This window comes from Rhizobium etli CFN 42, from assembly GCF_000092045.1.
Taxonomy (GTDB): domain Bacteria; phylum Pseudomonadota; class Alphaproteobacteria; order Rhizobiales; family Rhizobiaceae; genus Rhizobium; species Rhizobium etli.
The window spans coordinates 3,236,016-3,251,631 of record NC_007761.1; the positions used below are offsets into that span (position 1 = coordinate 3,236,016).

Annotated in this window: 14 protein-coding genes; 10 read left to right on the forward strand and 4 right to left on the reverse strand. The window is 60.4% G+C overall.

The window, feature by feature from the left end:
* Nucleotides 1-23: 23 nt before the first annotated feature.
* Nucleotides 24-938, reverse strand: coding sequence for an HD-GYP domain-containing protein (locus RHE_RS15810; protein WP_020921950.1), 915 nt, complete (start codon nucleotides 936-938; stop codon nucleotides 24-26).
* A gap of 23 nt (nucleotides 939-961) precedes the next feature.
* Nucleotides 962-1,246: a hypothetical protein gene (locus tag RHE_RS15815; RefSeq protein WP_011426328.1), complete on the reverse strand. Its 285-nt coding sequence runs from the start codon at nucleotides 1,244-1,246 to the stop codon at nucleotides 962-964.
* Between the two features lie 151 nt (nucleotides 1,247-1,397).
* Between RHE_RS15815 and RHE_RS15820 the strand changes: the two genes are divergently transcribed.
* Complete coding sequence (locus RHE_RS15820; protein ID WP_011426329.1) at nucleotides 1,398-2,501, forward strand: branched-chain amino acid ABC transporter substrate-binding protein; 1,104 nt, start codon at nucleotides 1,398-1,400, stop codon at nucleotides 2,499-2,501.
* A gap of 509 nt (nucleotides 2,502-3,010) precedes the next feature.
* Entirely contained in the window at nucleotides 3,011-4,708 is a 1,698-nt protein-coding gene (gene ade, locus RHE_RS15825) for an adenine deaminase (RefSeq protein ID WP_011426330.1), read from the forward strand.
* A 21-nt stretch (nucleotides 4,709-4,729) separates the two neighbouring features.
* Here the strand turns inward: ade and bglA are convergent, their stop codons facing one another.
* A complete protein-coding gene (gene bglA, locus RHE_RS15830; RefSeq protein WP_011426331.1) occupies nucleotides 4,730-6,451 on the reverse strand; it encodes a beta-galactosidase BglA in 1,722 nt (573 codons plus the stop codon).
* Between the two features lie 284 nt (nucleotides 6,452-6,735).
* Between bglA and RHE_RS15835 the strand changes: the two genes are divergently transcribed.
* From RHE_RS15835 to RHE_RS15865, 7 genes are all read left to right on the forward strand, one after another.
* Nucleotides 6,736-8,316, forward strand: coding sequence for a peptide ABC transporter substrate-binding protein (locus RHE_RS15835; protein WP_011426332.1), 1,581 nt, complete (start codon nucleotides 6,736-6,738; stop codon nucleotides 8,314-8,316).
* A 48-nt stretch (nucleotides 8,317-8,364) separates the two neighbouring features.
* Nucleotides 8,365-9,288 (forward strand): ABC transporter permease subunit, encoded by a 924-nt coding sequence (locus RHE_RS15840; protein ID WP_011426333.1) that lies wholly within the window; start codon nucleotides 8,365-8,367, stop codon nucleotides 9,286-9,288.
* Nucleotides 9,285-10,202, forward strand: coding sequence for an ABC transporter permease (locus tag RHE_RS15845; protein ID WP_011426334.1), 918 nt, complete (start codon nucleotides 9,285-9,287; stop codon nucleotides 10,200-10,202). The genes RHE_RS15840 and RHE_RS15845 overlap by 4 nt, the downstream gene beginning before the upstream one ends.
* 1 nt (nucleotide 10,203) lies before the next feature.
* On the forward strand, nucleotides 10,204-11,205 hold the full coding sequence (locus RHE_RS15850; protein ID WP_011426335.1) for an ABC transporter ATP-binding protein: 1,002 nt from the start codon (nucleotides 10,204-10,206) through the stop codon (nucleotides 11,203-11,205).
* The gene (locus RHE_RS15855; protein ID WP_011426336.1) at nucleotides 11,198-12,184 is read left to right on the forward strand and encodes an ABC transporter ATP-binding protein; all 987 of its coding nucleotides are present in this window, start codon (nucleotides 11,198-11,200) and stop codon (nucleotides 12,182-12,184) included. The genes RHE_RS15850 and RHE_RS15855 overlap by 8 nt, the downstream gene beginning before the upstream one ends.
* 178 nt (nucleotides 12,185-12,362) lie before the next feature.
* On the forward strand, nucleotides 12,363-12,704 hold the full coding sequence (locus tag RHE_RS15860; RefSeq protein ID WP_011426337.1) for a hypothetical protein: 342 nt from the start codon (nucleotides 12,363-12,365) through the stop codon (nucleotides 12,702-12,704).
* 220 nt (nucleotides 12,705-12,924) lie between these two features.
* Entirely contained in the window at nucleotides 12,925-13,812 is an 888-nt protein-coding gene (locus RHE_RS15865; protein ID WP_011426338.1) for a sugar kinase, read from the forward strand.
* 79 nt (nucleotides 13,813-13,891) lie between these two features.
* Here the strand turns inward: RHE_RS15865 and gstI are convergent, their stop codons facing one another.
* Nucleotides 13,892-14,083, reverse strand: a complete 192-nt coding sequence (gene gstI / locus RHE_RS15870) for a glutamine synthetase translation inhibitor GstI (RefSeq protein ID WP_011426339.1) — start codon at nucleotides 14,081-14,083, stop codon at nucleotides 13,892-13,894.
* Between the two features lie 430 nt (nucleotides 14,084-14,513).
* Between gstI and RHE_RS15875 the strand changes: the two genes are divergently transcribed.
* Complete coding sequence (locus tag RHE_RS15875) at nucleotides 14,514-15,554, forward strand: glutamine synthetase beta-grasp domain-containing protein (RefSeq protein ID WP_011426340.1); 1,041 nt, start codon at nucleotides 14,514-14,516, stop codon at nucleotides 15,552-15,554.
* Nucleotides 15,555-15,616: the final 62 nt, after the last annotated feature.

Genomic DNA, 15,616 nt, shown 5'->3' on the forward strand with positions numbered 1-15,616 from the left:
CTTTTCGTCTGAAAATGCAAACCTCAGCTCACAGAGGCGACGGAAAGGCAGAGGGCGAACTTTTTCAGGAGCTGGCGATCGAAATGCCCCTCGGCGCCGAACATCCATTTCAGTGCCTGGCTGGCACTCCACGGCGCCTTATATGGCCGCACAGAGGTAATGGCGTCATACACATCGCAGATCGTGGCCATCCGGGCGTGGAGGCTCACCTCGCTGGCGGGCAAGCTGCGCGGATAGCCTTTGCCGTCGATGCGTTCGTGATGATTGAGGCAAACGTCGAGAACGATGTCCGACATGCCCTCCTGCCGCGACAGGATCGCGTGCCCCTTCTCCGGATGGCCCCGAAGTAAGCCGATCTCATCCTTTTCCAGGGGCCCCGTCTTGTTCAGCACCTCAAGCGGAACTTCAAGCTTGCCGACATCGTGCAGCAAACCCGCGGTGCCGAGCATCTGAATTGTATGCTCGTCGAGCGCGAGATGGCGGCTGAAAAGGATCATCAGCGCGCTCACCGAAATGGAATGCAAAAAAGTTACCTCGTCTTTTGATTTCAGGCGCGTGACGCTCAGGAACACCGCGGGGTTCTCATCCATCGACTTGGAGACGGACGAAATCAGCGGCGCCACGTGATCTATGCTGACTCCATCGCCGTTCCGCAGCTTTGCGAAAGCCTCTTCCAACAACTGCACTGATTTCTGGACGGTCTCTCGCGCGGCCTGAATGTCGATCTCGACGTCACGGCCCGGCAGGCGGTTGGTATCGAGCCCCTTGCTGGTATTGATGACGACGCTGGCAGTGCCGCATTTACGAATTTTGGCAGCATCGACTTCGCGCCGCAGGGAAAATCTGCGCTTGCACAAAAACGGATCCTGCCACAGGCCCTCGATAACCTCCACAAACATTCCGATACACACCTGACCGGCGTCGATACGCTTGAGCATCAGATCTCTGTTTCCCGATAGGTCTATCTTTGTATAGTTCTCTGTTTCAATGCGGCGGTATTCGGGGTCTCCTGGATACTACTGCCATTGGCCAAACTATCGGTTAATAGGAAAGTTAAAGACAACCTTACGGATGTGATATCGTCCGGAGGCAGGTCGTGACCATTCGCCGCCTCGCCGCTGAAAACCATCCAAAAACCGAAGGAAATGATCCATTCCGGCTGAATTTTCGGCCGGATCAGCCGAATTTCCTTCCATTTTGTTATGAACTTGCGCAAGCTCATCAAAATTTCTAGAAATCTTGCCATGAGCCCTGCCCGAGTCAAACATGGCCGGCGGGTTCGCTGATCGCACCGTTACCGGTCGTCCTTGGCGCAGCCTCTGGAGGCTGTTGAATGATCGGGAAAGCCGGCGCGGCACATCATCACGGGTCGACGACCCCATCCAAGGAGACAGACCATGACCCTCAAGACATTGACGGCGACCCTCGTCGCGTCACTCGCCTTTGCGCCCCTTGCTCATGCCGATATCGCCATCGGCCTGATCGCGCCGCTGACCGGTCCCGTCGCCGCCTATGGCGACCAGGTGAAGAACGGCGCTCAGACTGCCGTCGATGAGATCAACAAGAAGGGCGGCATTCTCGGTGAGAAAGTCGTGCTGGAACTGGCCGACGATGCCGGCGAACCGAAGCAGGGCGTTTCAGCCGCCAACAAGGTTGTCGGCGACGGCATCCGCTTTGTCGTCGGCCCAGTGACATCGGGCGTTGCTATCCCCGTGTCGGACGTTTTGGCTGAAAACGGCGTGCTGATGGTCACCCCGACCGCAACAGCCCCCGACCTCACCAAGCGCGGCCTCGCCAACGTGCTGCGCACCTGCGGCCGCGACGATCAGCAGGCCGAAGTCGCCGCCAAATACGTGCTGAAGAATTTCAAGGACAAACGCATTGCCATCGTCAACGACAAGGGTGCCTATGGCAAGGGTCTTGCCGACGCCTTCAAGGCGACGCTGAATGCCGGCGGCATTACCGAAGTCGTCAATGATGCGATCACCCCTGGCGACAAGGATTTCAGCGCCCTCACCACCCGTATCAAGTCCGAGAAGGTCGACATTGTCTATTTCGGCGGCTACCACCCGGAAGGCGGCCTGCTCGCCCGCCAGTTGCATGACCTCTCCGCCAACGCGATGATCATCGGCGGCGACGGCCTCTCGAACACCGAATTCTGGGCGATCGGCACCGATGCGGCAGCAGGCACGCTGTTCACCAATGCTTCCGATGCCACCAAGAACCCGGACTCCAAGGCTGCCGCCGAAGCGCTTACCGCCAAAAACATTCCAGCCGAAGCCTTTACGCTCAACGCCTACGCCGCGGTCGAAGTTCTGAAAGCGGGCATCGAAAAGGCCGGCAGCGCCGAGGATGCGGAAGCCGTCGCGGCCGCTCTGAAGGGCGGCATGGAGGTTCCGACCGCTATCGGCAAGCTTACTTACGGCGAGACCGGCGACCTGACCTCGCAGAGCTTCTCGCTCTACAAGTGGGAAGGCGGGAAGATCGTCGCTGCCGAGTAGTTCACGGATCTCGTGAAACAGGATCGGGTGCCTTGCGGCGCCCGATTTGTATTTGGGCGTCAGTTTGTCTTCTTCAGATCACCGCGCATGTAATCCTCGAGCGTGGTTGGAGTAGTGAGAACCAATGGCTGGCTATAGGTTCTGTTGGGCAGAGGTCTTGGAACGATTGTATGGATTGGGCAAGGATACTACGCTTGAGGCTCGCATCCATAGCCTCGCTTCCAGACGGCTTTGCCAGCGTGACGCTAGCCACCTCTTCGTATTTGTCAGTCTTGAAGGCAACCGAATTTTGCGCGGTCTTCGTCGTTTCACAACCGCTCAACAAAAGAACAGCCGCACAGGCGGCCGAAATAATTGCTTTCATATCATGGCCTTGAGTTGGGAATTAGCATCTGTATTCTGGCTTCACTAGCATTGCCACGGTCAAGTCGGAAGCGGTCCGAAATATAACCAAAGAGTTTTTCCGCGCTTATCACAGAAGCAGCAGAAACCAGTCGAAGAGGTAGACCATGACCACCAAGCTCGAACGTCTCATCGACCAGGGTGTAGGCCGTATCCCCGCCGATATCGTGCTGAAGGGCGGCAGCTTCTTTGATCTCGTCACCGGCGAAATCGTCCGCTCCGACATCGCCATCGGCGCCGACCGCATCGTCGGGACTTCAGGCGACTATAGGGGCGAGACCGAGATCGATATATCCGGCAGAACAGTCGTTCCCGGCTTCATCGACACGCATCTGCACATCGAATCCTCGCTGGTGACGCCGCATGAATTCGATCGCTGCGTCTTGCCCTATGGCGTCACCACCGCCATCTGCGATCCGCACGAGATCGCCAATGTGCTCGGTACCGAGGGCATCGAATTCTTCCTCGAATCCGCACTGGAGACGATCATGGACATCCGCGTCCAGCTCTCTTCCTGCGTGCCGGCAACGCATCTTGAAACTGCGGGCGCCGACTTGCCGATCGAGCGCCTGCTGCCCTTCCGCGATCATCCCAAGGTGATCGGCCTTGCCGAGTTCATGAATTTCCCCGGCGTGATTCACAAGGATTCCGTCTGCATGGCCAAGCTCGACGCCTTCCAGGGCGGCCATATCGATGGCCACGCGCCGCTTCTTTCCGGCAACGACCTCAACGGCTATCTCTCGGCCGGCATCCGCACCGAGCATGAGTGCACGAGCGCCGCCGAGGCGCTCGAAAAGATTCGCAAGGGCATGCACATCCTGGTGCGCGAGGGCTCGGTCTCCAAGGACCTCGCCGCGCTGATTCCCATCATCACCGAGCGGCTTTCACCTTACCTCGCGCTCTGCACCGACGACCGCAATCCGCTCGATATCGCCGAGCAGGGCCATCTCGATCATATGATTCGCACGGCGATGGCGAGCGGCGTCGAGCCGCTCGCCATCTACCGCGCCGCCTCGATCTCTGCCGCCCGCGCCTTCGGCCTTAGAGACCGCGGCCTGGTGGCGCCGGGCTGGCGTGCCGATCTCGTGGTTCTCGACAGCCTGCAAAGCTGCCGTGCAGAGATGGTTTTTTCCGCCGGCCGCCGTGTCAGCGACGCACTTTTTGCCACGCGCAAACCTGTCGCCCCGATCGGTCTCGACAGCGTCAAGGCCCGGCCGGTCAATGCCGCCCATTTTGGAGTGCCGGTCGCCGAGGGCGAAACATCGGTCATCGGCGTCATGCCGGGCAAGATCATCACCGAGCATCGCCGCTACCGCTTGCCGGCCAAGGGCAATGAGACAACGGTCGATCTAACCAACGACATCATCAAGGTCGCCGTCATCGAGCGTCACGGCAAGAATGGCAATCATGCCAATGGCTTCGTCCAGGGCTTCGGCCTGAAGAAGGGTGCGATCGCCTCCACCGTCGGCCATGACAGCCACAATATCTGCGTCGTCGGGGTCAATGAGGATGACATGGCTTACGCCGCAAATCGCCTCGGAGAAATCAAGGGCGGCTTCGTGGTCGTTGAGGACGGCAAGATCACCGGCGAAATCGCGCTGCCCGTCGCCGGCCTGATGAGCATCGAGCCTTACGAGACAGTGCGCGACACGCTGCACCATCTGCGCCAGGCCGCCTTGGCACTCGGCGCCACGCTGCATGAGCCCTTCCTCCAACTGGCCTTCCTGCCGCTGCCCGTCATCCCGCATCTGAAGATTTCCGACCGCGGCATGGTCGACGTGGACAAGTTCGCGCTGATCGGGTGAGTAGCGCCGGGTTGGGAGTGCTTACTGCCAGGCCTCCGGCAATTCACCCTCGACAGGTTTCGCAACGGGCACCTTCCCGAGCAGCTTCGAGAGGCCACCAACACGCGCACAAAACCCGTCCAGCGCCGCAAGCGTCACCGTTCCGGCATCGTCCACAGCCTCGTAGCCCGGCATGGCCAAGGGCTCTCCGAATGCCATGCCGTCAGGCAGGCGGAATTCCGCCGGTTTGCGCGTCAGGTTGAAAACGAACAGCAGTTTCTCTCTGTCCTTTTCGCGGGTGAAGGCGAGCAGGTCCTGATTGGTGCCGATGAAGGTCATCTCGCCGTCGATCAGCGCGGGGTGGCTCTTCCGGAAGGCGAGCGTCCGGCGGTAGTGGTGCAGCACCGAGCTGTCGCTATCCTCCTGCGTATCCACGGAAAGCGCAGCCTGCTCGTAGGGCACCGGCAGCCAGCTCTTTTCAGCCGAGGTGAAGCCCGCATGCGCCTTGCCGGCCTCCCAGGGCATCGGCGTGCGGCATCCGTCGCGACCCTTGAAGGCCGGCCAGAAGCGGATGCCGTAGGGATCGCGCAGATCCTCGAAGGCAAGCTCCGCTTCCGGCAGTCCGAGCTCTTCGCCCTGATAAAGGCAGATCGAACCGCGCAGCGCCGCAAGTACCGAGATCGCGAGCTTGGCGATAACCGGCCGCTCCTCCTCGGTCAGTGCAAACCGGCTGACATGGCGCATGACGTCATGATTGGAGAAAGCCCAGCAGACCCAACCGTCGGTCACCGATTTCTGGAAGGCTTCGACGCAGCCGCGGATATGCGCGGCGGTGAAATCAGGCCCCAGCAGATCGAAGGTGTAACACATGTGCAGCTTGTCGTTGCCGCTCGTATAGGCGGCCACCGTCTTCAGCGAGCGAGCCCCGTCACCGACTTCGCCGACGGTCGTGCGATCGTCATAGCGGTCGAGCAGCGCCCGAAAGCGCTTGAGGAAGCCGATATTTTCCGGCTGCGTCTTGTCGTAGAGGTGGTTCTGCATGCCGTAAGGATTGGTGTCGGGCGCATCGAGGCCCCCATCACTGGTATCGGGCTCGTGCGGCGGATTGCTTCTGAGCTGCTTATCGCAGAAATAATAGTTGACCGTGTCCAGCCGGAAGCCGTCGACACCGCGGTCGAGCCAGAACCTCACCGTCTCCAGCACCGCCTCCTGCACTTCTGCGCTGTGGAAATTGAGATCAGGCTGCGAAGTCAGGAAATTGTGCTGGTAATATTGCCGGCGCACACCGTCCCATTCCCAACCGGGGCCGCCGAAGATCGACAGCCAGTTGTTCGGCGCCGTCCCATCGGGCTTCGGATCGGCCCAGACATACCAGTCCGCCTTCGGATTGCTCCGGCTCGCCCGGCTCTCTGCGAACCATGGATGTCGGTCGGAAGTGTGCGAGATCACCTGGTCGATGATGACTTTGATGCCGAGCCTGTGCGCCTCGGCCAACATCTCGTCGAAATCGGCGAGCGTCCCGAAGATCGGGTCGACATCGCAATAATCGGAAACGTCGTAACCCATGTCGGCCATGGGAGACTTGAAGAAGGGCGAAAGCCAGATCGCATCGACGCCGAGGCTGGCGATATGCGGCAGCCGGCGGGTGATCCCTTTGAGATCGCCGAGCCCATCGCTGTTGGTGTCCTGAAACGAGCGCGGGTAGACCTGATAGATCACCGCTCCGCGCCACCAGTCCGCATTTCCGCCTGCCTGCAATGCCATCGGCTATCTCTCCTGCCTCGTTTGCGCGACACACTAAAGCGGACGCAACAAAAGACAACCACGTGAAGCCGTTATGAATGGAGCCGAAACCGCCGCGACGCTTCGTCGCGATCCAACAAGAGGGAGACGTATATAGGCTTGTCCACAACCGCAAACCAGCCTCCGGATTTGGGGTTGCAACGCAAAGCCTTTGCGATAAGGTGCGCACTGACCTGCACGTAAGAGGTCGAATACCGGGAACAGATGTCTAATAAAGGCGCAAAGCCTAGAAAGGTGGACCCACGATGAACCAGTTCACGAAAAAATTTCTCGCCTCCGCAGTGCTTGGCACATTGCTGGCGTTTTCGGCGCAAGCGGCGACGCTCAACATCCACAATGGTGGCGATCCGCAATCGCTCGATCCGCAGAAACTTTCCGGTGACTGGGAGAACCGGATCGCCGGCGACATTTTCGAAGGCCTCGTCACCGAAGATGCCAAGGACAATCCAATTCCCGGCCAGGCCGAAAGCTGGACCATCTCGCCTGACGGCAAGGTCTACACGTTCAAGCTTCGCGACGGCATCAAGTGGTCCGATGGCCAGCCGGTCACGGCAGGAGACTTCGTCTTCGCCTTGCAGCGCCTCGTCGACCCGAAGAACGCCGCCGACTACGCCTATCTGCAGTTCACCATCAAGAACGCCGAAAAGATCAACAAGGGTGAGATTACCGACCTCAATCAGCTCGGCGTCAAAGCGATCGACGACAAGACGCTCGAAATCACGCTTGAGAACCCGACCCCCTATTTCCTCAACGCCCTGATGCACTACACCGCCTATCCGCTGCCGAAACATGTCGTCGAGGCGAAGGGCCAGGATTGGGTCAAGATCGGCAACATCGTCACCAACGGCCCCTATAAGCCGGTCGAATGGGTCCCCGGCTCGCATGTCACCACGGTCAAGAACGACCAGTGGTACGGCACCAAGGACCTGAAGATCGACGGCGCCAAGTTCTTCGTGCTCGAAGATCAGGAAGCGGCGCTGAAGCGCTACCGCGCCGGCGAATTCGATATCCTCACCGACTTCCCGACCGACCAGTACGAATGGATGAAGAAGAACCTGCCGTCCCAGGCGCATGTCGCCCCATTCTCCGGCCTTTATTATTACGTCGTCAACTCGCAGAAGCCTCCTTTCAGCGACAAGCGCGTCCGCCAGGCTCTCTCCATGGCGATCAACCGCGAAGTGATCGGCCCGCAGATCCTCGGCACCGGCGAGCTGCCGGCCTATTCCTGGGTTCCGCCAGGCACTGCCAATTACGGCGAGCCGGCCTATGTCAGCTGGAAGGACCTGCCTTACAAGGACAAGGTCGCCGAGGCCAAGAAGCTGCTTGCCGACGCCGGATTCGGCCCAGATAAGCCGCTCCACGCGGTCCTCAGCTACAATACCAATGACAACCACAAGCGCATCGCCGTCGCGATCGCTTCCATGTGGAAGCCGCTCGGCGTCGATGTCGAGCTCGTCAATGCCGAAACCAAGGTGCATTACGACCAGATGCAGCGCGGCCAGGTGGAAATCGGCCGTGCCGGCTGGCTCGCCGATTACAATGACCCGGACAACTTCCTGAACCTGCTGGTGACAGGCGTCCAGATGAACTACGGCCGCTGGTCGAATCCCGATTACGACAAGATGATCAAGGACGGCAACGCCGAAACCGACCTGAAGAAGCGCGCCGAAATCTTCAAGAAGGCCGAGCAGCTGGCGCTGGATGAATCCGCCGCCTTGCCGATCTACTATTACGTCTCGAAGAATGTCGTCTCCCCGAAGGTCGAAGGCTTCGTCGACAACATCCAGGACATCCACCGCACGCGCTGGCTGTCGATGAAAGAGTAAGGGAAAACGGTCCTTCCCGCACACTGCGGGAAGGACCGGCCCACGACCATGATCAAATACGCTCTCCGTCGCCTGCTGTCGACGATCCCCGTCATGTGGATCGCCGTAACAGCCTCGTTTTTCGTCCTGCGCCTCGCTCCCGGCGGCCCCTTCGATGGCGAAAGGCCATTGCCGCCGGTCATCCTCAAGAATCTCGCGGCCCACTACAACCTCGACAAGCCGCTGATCCAGCAATACCTCCTCTACGTCGGAGATCTGCTCAAGGGCGATCTCGGCCCCTCCTTCTCCAGCGAGGATTTCAGCGTCGCTCAACAGATCATGATCGGTCTGCCCTATACCTTCACGATCGGCACGGCCGCTTTCCTGCTCGCCATCCTTGTCGGCGTGACCGTCGGCTGTTTCGGGGCGCTCTATCAGAACAAGGCGCCGGACTACATTCTCGGCAGCCTCGTCCTGATCGGCGTCGTGCTGCCGAACTTCCTGATCGCGCCGATCCTGCAATTGATCTTCGGCATCCATCTCGCCTGGTTTCCGGTCGGCGGCTGGGGTGACGGCTCGCTCAAATTCCTTGTCCTGCCGATCGTCGTCCTGGCCCTGCCCCATGCCGGGCGCATCTCGCGCATAACCCGCGGCTCGATGATCGAAGTGATGAACCAGAACTTCATCCGCACCGCCAAGGCCAAGGGCATCGGCCCGCGGCTGACGGTGATGCGCCACGCGCTGAAGCCCGCCATGATGCCTGTCGTCTCCTATCTCGGACCGGCGGCAAGCTACCTTCTCACCGGCTCGCTGGTTGTCGAGAGCATCTTTGGATTGCCCGGCATCGGCCGCTACTTCGTCAATGCGGCATTGAACCGCGACTACGGCATGGTTCTCGGTACGGTCATCTTCTACATGGTGCTGATCGTGTTCCTGAACCTTCTCGTCGACATCGCCTATGCCTGGCTCGATCCGAAAGTGAGAAACCGATGATCCTCAACCCCGCAAAACGCGAGCTGCTCGCCCAGGAGCTTCTGCAGGCGGAGGGTCTGGCACCCGAAGGCCGTTCGCTCACCAAGGATGCGCTTCGCCGCCTCGGACGCAACAAGGCGGCCGTGCTGTCGATCGCCGTTCTCGGACTCCTGATCCTCGCCGCCTTCCTCGGCCCGTGGTTCATCCCCTTCAACTACGAGGATCCGGATTGGGCCGCGTTCCGCATCCCGCCCTCGATCGAGACCGGCCATTATTTCGGCACCGACCCGAACGGCCGCGACCTTCTCGCCCGGGTGCTCTATGGCACCCGTGTCTCGCTGGCCGTGGCGCTGACGGCGACCGTCGTCTCGGTCGTCATCGGCGTGCTCTATGGCGCAATCTCCGGCTATATCGGCGGTAGGCTGGATGCAATCATGATGCGCTTCGTCGACATCATGTACGCGCTTCCCTACATCCTCTTCGTCATCCTGCTGATGGTGATCTTCGGCCGCAATGTCTACCTGCTCTTTGCCGCGATCGGCGCGCTGGAATGGCTGACCATGGCCCGCATCGTGCGCGGCCAAACGCTGTCGATCAAGCATCGCGAATTCATCGAGGCGGCCCGCGCATCCGGGCAGCGGCCGTTCAAGATCATCGTCAAGCATATTATCCCGAACCTCGTCGGCCCCGTCGTCATCTTCGCGGCGCTGACCGTGCCCGAGATCATCGCGACGGAGAGCTTCCTCTCCTATCTCGGCTTTGGCGTGCAGGAACCGCTGACCTCGCTCGGCACGCTGATCGCCGAGGGAACCGACGCAATGGAAAGCATGCCCTGGCTGCTGATCTTCCCGGCAAGTTTCCTCGTCGCCCTGCTGCTCAGCCTGCTTTTCATCGGTGACGGCCTGCGCGACGCGTTCGACCCGAAGGATCGATAGAATGCTCCAAGAAAAAGACATCCTCCTCGAACTCAAGGATTACTCGATCACCTTCGCAACGCCCGACGGGGAGGTGAAAGCGGTCTCGAACATGAACCTCACCGTCCGGCGCGGCGAGCGTATCGCCATTGTCGGCGAGTCCGGCTCCGGCAAGAGCCAGACCTTCCTCGGCATCATGGGCCTGCTTGCCAAGAACGGCAGGACGACGGGACAGGCGCTGCTCGAAGGCAGGGACGTGCTGGCGTTGAAGCCGCGCGAACTCGACCAGATCCGCGGCAAGGACATGGCGATGGTCTTCCAGGATCCGATGACCGCGCTCAATCCATCGCTGAAAATTTCCCGGCAGTTGACGGAACAGCTGGAGGTCCACCGCGGCCTGACGGCGCGCGCCGCATCGGACGCTGCCCTCGACATGCTCAAACGCGTCGGCATTCCCGACCCGACGCGGCGCTTCCACCTTTATCCGCACGAACTGTCAGGCGGCATGCGTCAGCGCATCGTCATCGCCATGGCGCTGCTCACCAAGCCGAAGCTCCTGATTGCCGACGAGCCGACGACGGCGCTCGACGTCACTATCCAGGCGCAGATCCTCGATCTCTTCAACGATCTGACGGCGGAGATGAACACAGCGCTCATCATGATCACCCACGATCTCGGCGTCGTTGCCGGCCTCGCCGACCGCGTCGCCGTCATGTATGCCGGCCGCATTGTCGAGGAGGCGCCTGTCGACGAACTCTTCGATAGTCCCGCCCATCCCTATACGGCGGCGCTGCATGCCTCGATCCCGCGGCCGGACCAGGATGTCGATGACCTCGTCGTCATCCCCGGCCGCCCGCCGAACCTGCAGCACCTGCCGAAGGGCTGCAATTTCTCGCCGCGCTGTTCGCAGGTCCAGGACGATTGCATCGACCGTCCGCCTCCCCTCGAACCGTTGGCGCCGCGCCACTGTGCGGCCTGCTACCATCCCTTTCCGCGCCGTGAGGAGTTGCTGAACCATGGCTGATCGATCACTGCTGAGGGTCGAAAACCTCACCACCCAGTTCGAACTGCCGGCGAAAGGCCTCTTTAAGCCGCCGGTCTTCCTTACCGCCGTCAACAATGTCAGCTTCGATCTCGCCGAAGGCCGCACGCTCGGAGTTGTCGGCGAATCCGGCTGCGGTAAATCCACGCTCGGCCGTTCGATCCTGCGGCTCTTGAAATCGCAGAAGGGCCGCATCCTCTGGCAGGGCCGCAATCTTCTCGACCTCACGGAGGAGGAGATGCGTGCCGTTCGCCGCGACATGCAGATCATCTTCCAGGATCCGATCGCCTCGCTCGACCCGCGCATGACGGTCGGAGACATCATCGCCGAGCCGCTGACCGTCTTCGAAACGAAGCTTTCGAAGACCGAGCGTACTCAGCGCGTGCGCGAAATCATGAGCGCCGTCGGTCTGGTGCCTGAGATGATCAACCGCTATCCGCACGAATTCTCCGGAGGCCAGGCGCAACGCATCGGGATAGCGCGGGCGATCGTCACCAAACCGAAGCTCATCGTTTGCGACGAGCCAGTTTCGGCTCTCGACGTTTCGATCCAAGGTCAGGTCATTACGCTCCTGCGCAGGCTGCGAAAGGAATTCGGCCTGACGCTGATCTTCATCAGCCACGACCTCTCCGTCGTGCGCCTCATCTCCGACGATGTGCTGGTGCTCTACCTCGGTCGCGTGGTGGAATCAGGCGACTGCACCACCGTCTTCGATCATCCCGCCCACCCCTATACCCAGGCGCTCTTTTCCGCGGCGCCGATCCCGGCTCCGAAGCTTGCGCGCCTGCGCACCCGCATCCGCCTGCAGGGGGATCCGCCCTCGCCGCTCAACCCGCCGAAAGGCTGCGTCTTCTCTCCCCGCTGCTGGAAGGCGACCGACATCTGCCGCACCGAAATGCCGCCGACCGAGGAAGTCCGGCCCGGCCAGAAGGCCGCCTGCTATCATATGGACAGGCCGTGAATGGAACGAGGGCCGCATGAAGCGGCCTTCGCTTTTTCCAAACGCCTGTCACGTCCCTTCGCGGCGAAACGGCCAAAACACAGTTACTTCCGAATCTATAGTCTCATGCTAAGAAAGATTTAGATGCGGATATGCTATGCCTTTCTCCGCCTAATCATGGGCTTGGGGAACCGCATATATGAAATCGAAACTGTCCGGATTGATCGCGCTTGCAGCCGCGATTATCGCCACCTCCGCCGTATCGTCACATGCCGAAGATCTGAAATTCCAGCTCACCAACGGGACCAAGTCCGTTCTGACGCGCTTCTACAGCTCGCCGACAGGCGTCAACAGCTGGGAAGAAGACGTGTTCGGCGAGGATGTCCTCAATCCGGGCGAGACCGTGAACATCACCATCGCCGACGGCCGCACTGTCTGCAAATACGACATGCGTTTCGAATTCGACGAAGACTCGGACCTCGACACCACCGAAGACACGCAGGATCTTTGCGCGCTCGGCAGCTACACCATCCACGAATAAACACCTTTCGCACTCGCCGCCTTCGCTTGACCGCGAAGGCGGCTTTCCGTTCCTTGTCGCGATGGCGCTCGCAATATCGACGCTTGTCACTCTGCCCGGCTCCGCGTATCAGCGGATGAAGCGTTAATTCAAAGCGATAGAGCGGCGTGTTGCATCAGCGGCGCTCCGATGCCGGGAGGACAAGGTGAACGGAAGACGGTTTCTGTCGATCGGTGAATGCATGGTGGAGTTATCGCAGGCCGGCGACGGTCTGCTGCGCAAGGGCTTTGCCGGCGATACCTTCAATACCGCCTGGTATGCCCGCGCCTGCCTCGGCCCCGATTGGTCGGTCGATTATTTTACCGCGCTCGGTGACGACGCCATGTCGGACGAGTTGGCTGCCTTTATCGCCGGAGCGGGCATCGGCACGAACCTCATTCGCCGCATCAAGGGTAAGACGCCCGGCCTCTACATGATCAACCTGAAGAACGGCGAACGCTCCTTCAGCTACTGGCGTGACAGTTCGGCCGCCCGCAGCCTGGCAGCCGATCCAGATCATCTGCGTGAGGCGGTGGAAAGCGCCGATCTCGTTTATTTCTCCGGCATTACCCTTGCCATCCTGCCGCAGGAGGATGCCGCGACGCTGCTCGCGGAGGTCCGCCGCGCCAAGGCAGCCGGCAAGCTCGTGGTGTTCGACCCCAACATCCGTCCTCGCCTGTGGTCGAGCTACGACGTCATGCACGCGACGATCAGCGAGGGCGCCCGCTCTTCCGTGCTTGTCATGCCGAGTTTCGACGACGAGGCGGCCCATTTCGGCGACGATTCCATCGAGGCAACGATCCAGCGCTATCTCGCACTCGGCGCCATCAATGTCGTCGTCAAGAACGGCGCCGACGGCGTCAACTTGCATTTCGGCGGCGAGGATACCTTCGTTCCGGCTGAAAAGGTCGAGACCATCGTTGACACCACCAGCGCCGGCGACAGTTTCAATGGCGCCTTCCTCGCACGATATCTTGAGAGTCAGGACGCCCCAGCAGCCGCCCGCTTCGCCGCAGGCGTTGCGGCTCGCGTCGTCAGCGAGCATGGGGCGTTGGTAGCAAGAGAAAAACTCGGCTTGAGCGGCGGCTAAGCCCGCGCATGACGAGCGCGCAGCTATGCCATGCGCGGGCGCTCCCCGCCTTATCGGCATGCTTGCCAGGCCATAAAAATCAGGATTTCGTCGGCCGATCTGTCTCGCGAACCGCCTCATCATGATACCAGCAGCTGTCAAGCGCGGCGTCGCACACATCGGCCGCCTCGCGCTCCATCAGCCTGGCGCGTTCGAACCGGCTTGCGGCCCGCGCCGGCTTGACGGGAAACTGGTAGATCGTCGCGGATTCACGATGGAAACCGGTGGGCATGAGATCGCCTCCCTTCAGTTCGGCGCATCAACTTCAAGACCACGACCATAGCATGGTGCTCATAGTTTATGCAAATTGCACAAAATAAATGCACTCATCACATCATGGCTGATCGATATGCTGTCTGCGCCGAGAGCGTTCGCCCATTTGTTCAACACTGCATCATTCCAGGCTAACGCCGAAATTTTCATCCGGTTCCAAGGCAGAAAATCCGTTTTCTTCCGGATCATACCGCCCACGGCTGTCAAAAACGGGCTTATTTCGCCTCAAGAAAAATGTCGGCCGACCGGCTGATTTACAATTTTCTTTCGCCGGAGATCAAACTGGCACGCTACGTGCTTCACTAGGTGCATCCCCTGGCGGTCGGATGCGTTTGCGCGCCTAGATCGTCTCCGGGTTTGCTCACCTTCATCGCATTGAGAGAGTCACGATGACAAAATATAAGCTCGAGTATATTTGGCTCGATGGGTACACTCCGGTACCGAACCTGCGTGGCAAGACGCAGATCAAGGAATTCGATGCATTCCCGACGCTGGAACAGCTTCCGCTCTGGGGCTTCGACGGCTCGTCGACCATGCAGGCCGAAGGCCGCAGCTCCGATTGCGTGCTGAAGCCCGTCGCCATCTATCCTGACCCGGCCCGCACCAACGGCGTTCTCGTCATGTGCGAAGTTATGATGCCCGATGGCGTCACGCCCCACCCGAGCAACGCCCGCGCCACCATCCTGGACGACGAGGATGCCTGGTTCGGCTTCGAGCAGGAATATTTCTTCTACCAGAACGGCCGTCCGCTCGGGTTCCCCGAGCAGGGTTATCCGGCTCCGCAGGGCCCCTACTACACCGGCGTCGGCTATTCCAACGTCGGCGACGTCGCCCGCGAAATCGTCGAAGAGCATCTCGATCTTTGCCTCGCTGCCGGCATCAACCACGAAGGCATCAACGCCGAAGTGGCCAAGGGCCAGTGGGAATTCCAGATTTTCGGCAAGGGCTCCAAGAAGGCCGCCGACCAGATCTGGATGGCACGCTATCTGCTGCAGCGTCTGACCGAAAAATACGGCATCGACATCGAATATCACTGCAAGCCGCTCGGCGACACCGACTGGAACGGCTCGGGCATGCATTGCAACTTCTCGACCAAGTACATGCGCGAAGTCGGCGGCAAGGCCTACTTCGAAGCGCTGATGGCGCAGTTCGAAAAGAACCTCATGGACCACATCAACGTCTACGGCCCGGACAACGACAAGCGCCTGACCGGCAAACACGAAACTGCGCCGTGGAACAAGTTCTCCTACGGCGTTGCCGACCGCGGCGCTTCGATCCGCGTGCCGCACTCCTTCATCAAGAACGACTACAAGGGCTATCTGGAAGATCGCCGCCCGAACTCGCAGGGCTGCCCCTATCAGATCGCTTCGCAGGTTCTGAAGACGATTTCGGAAGTTCCGCTCGCCGGTTCGGCTTCCGCTGCCGCCTAACAACCTCCCAAGCGGCGCCGGCCTCCCCGCCGGCGCCGTTCCTCTTTTTGCCCACGCCTTCA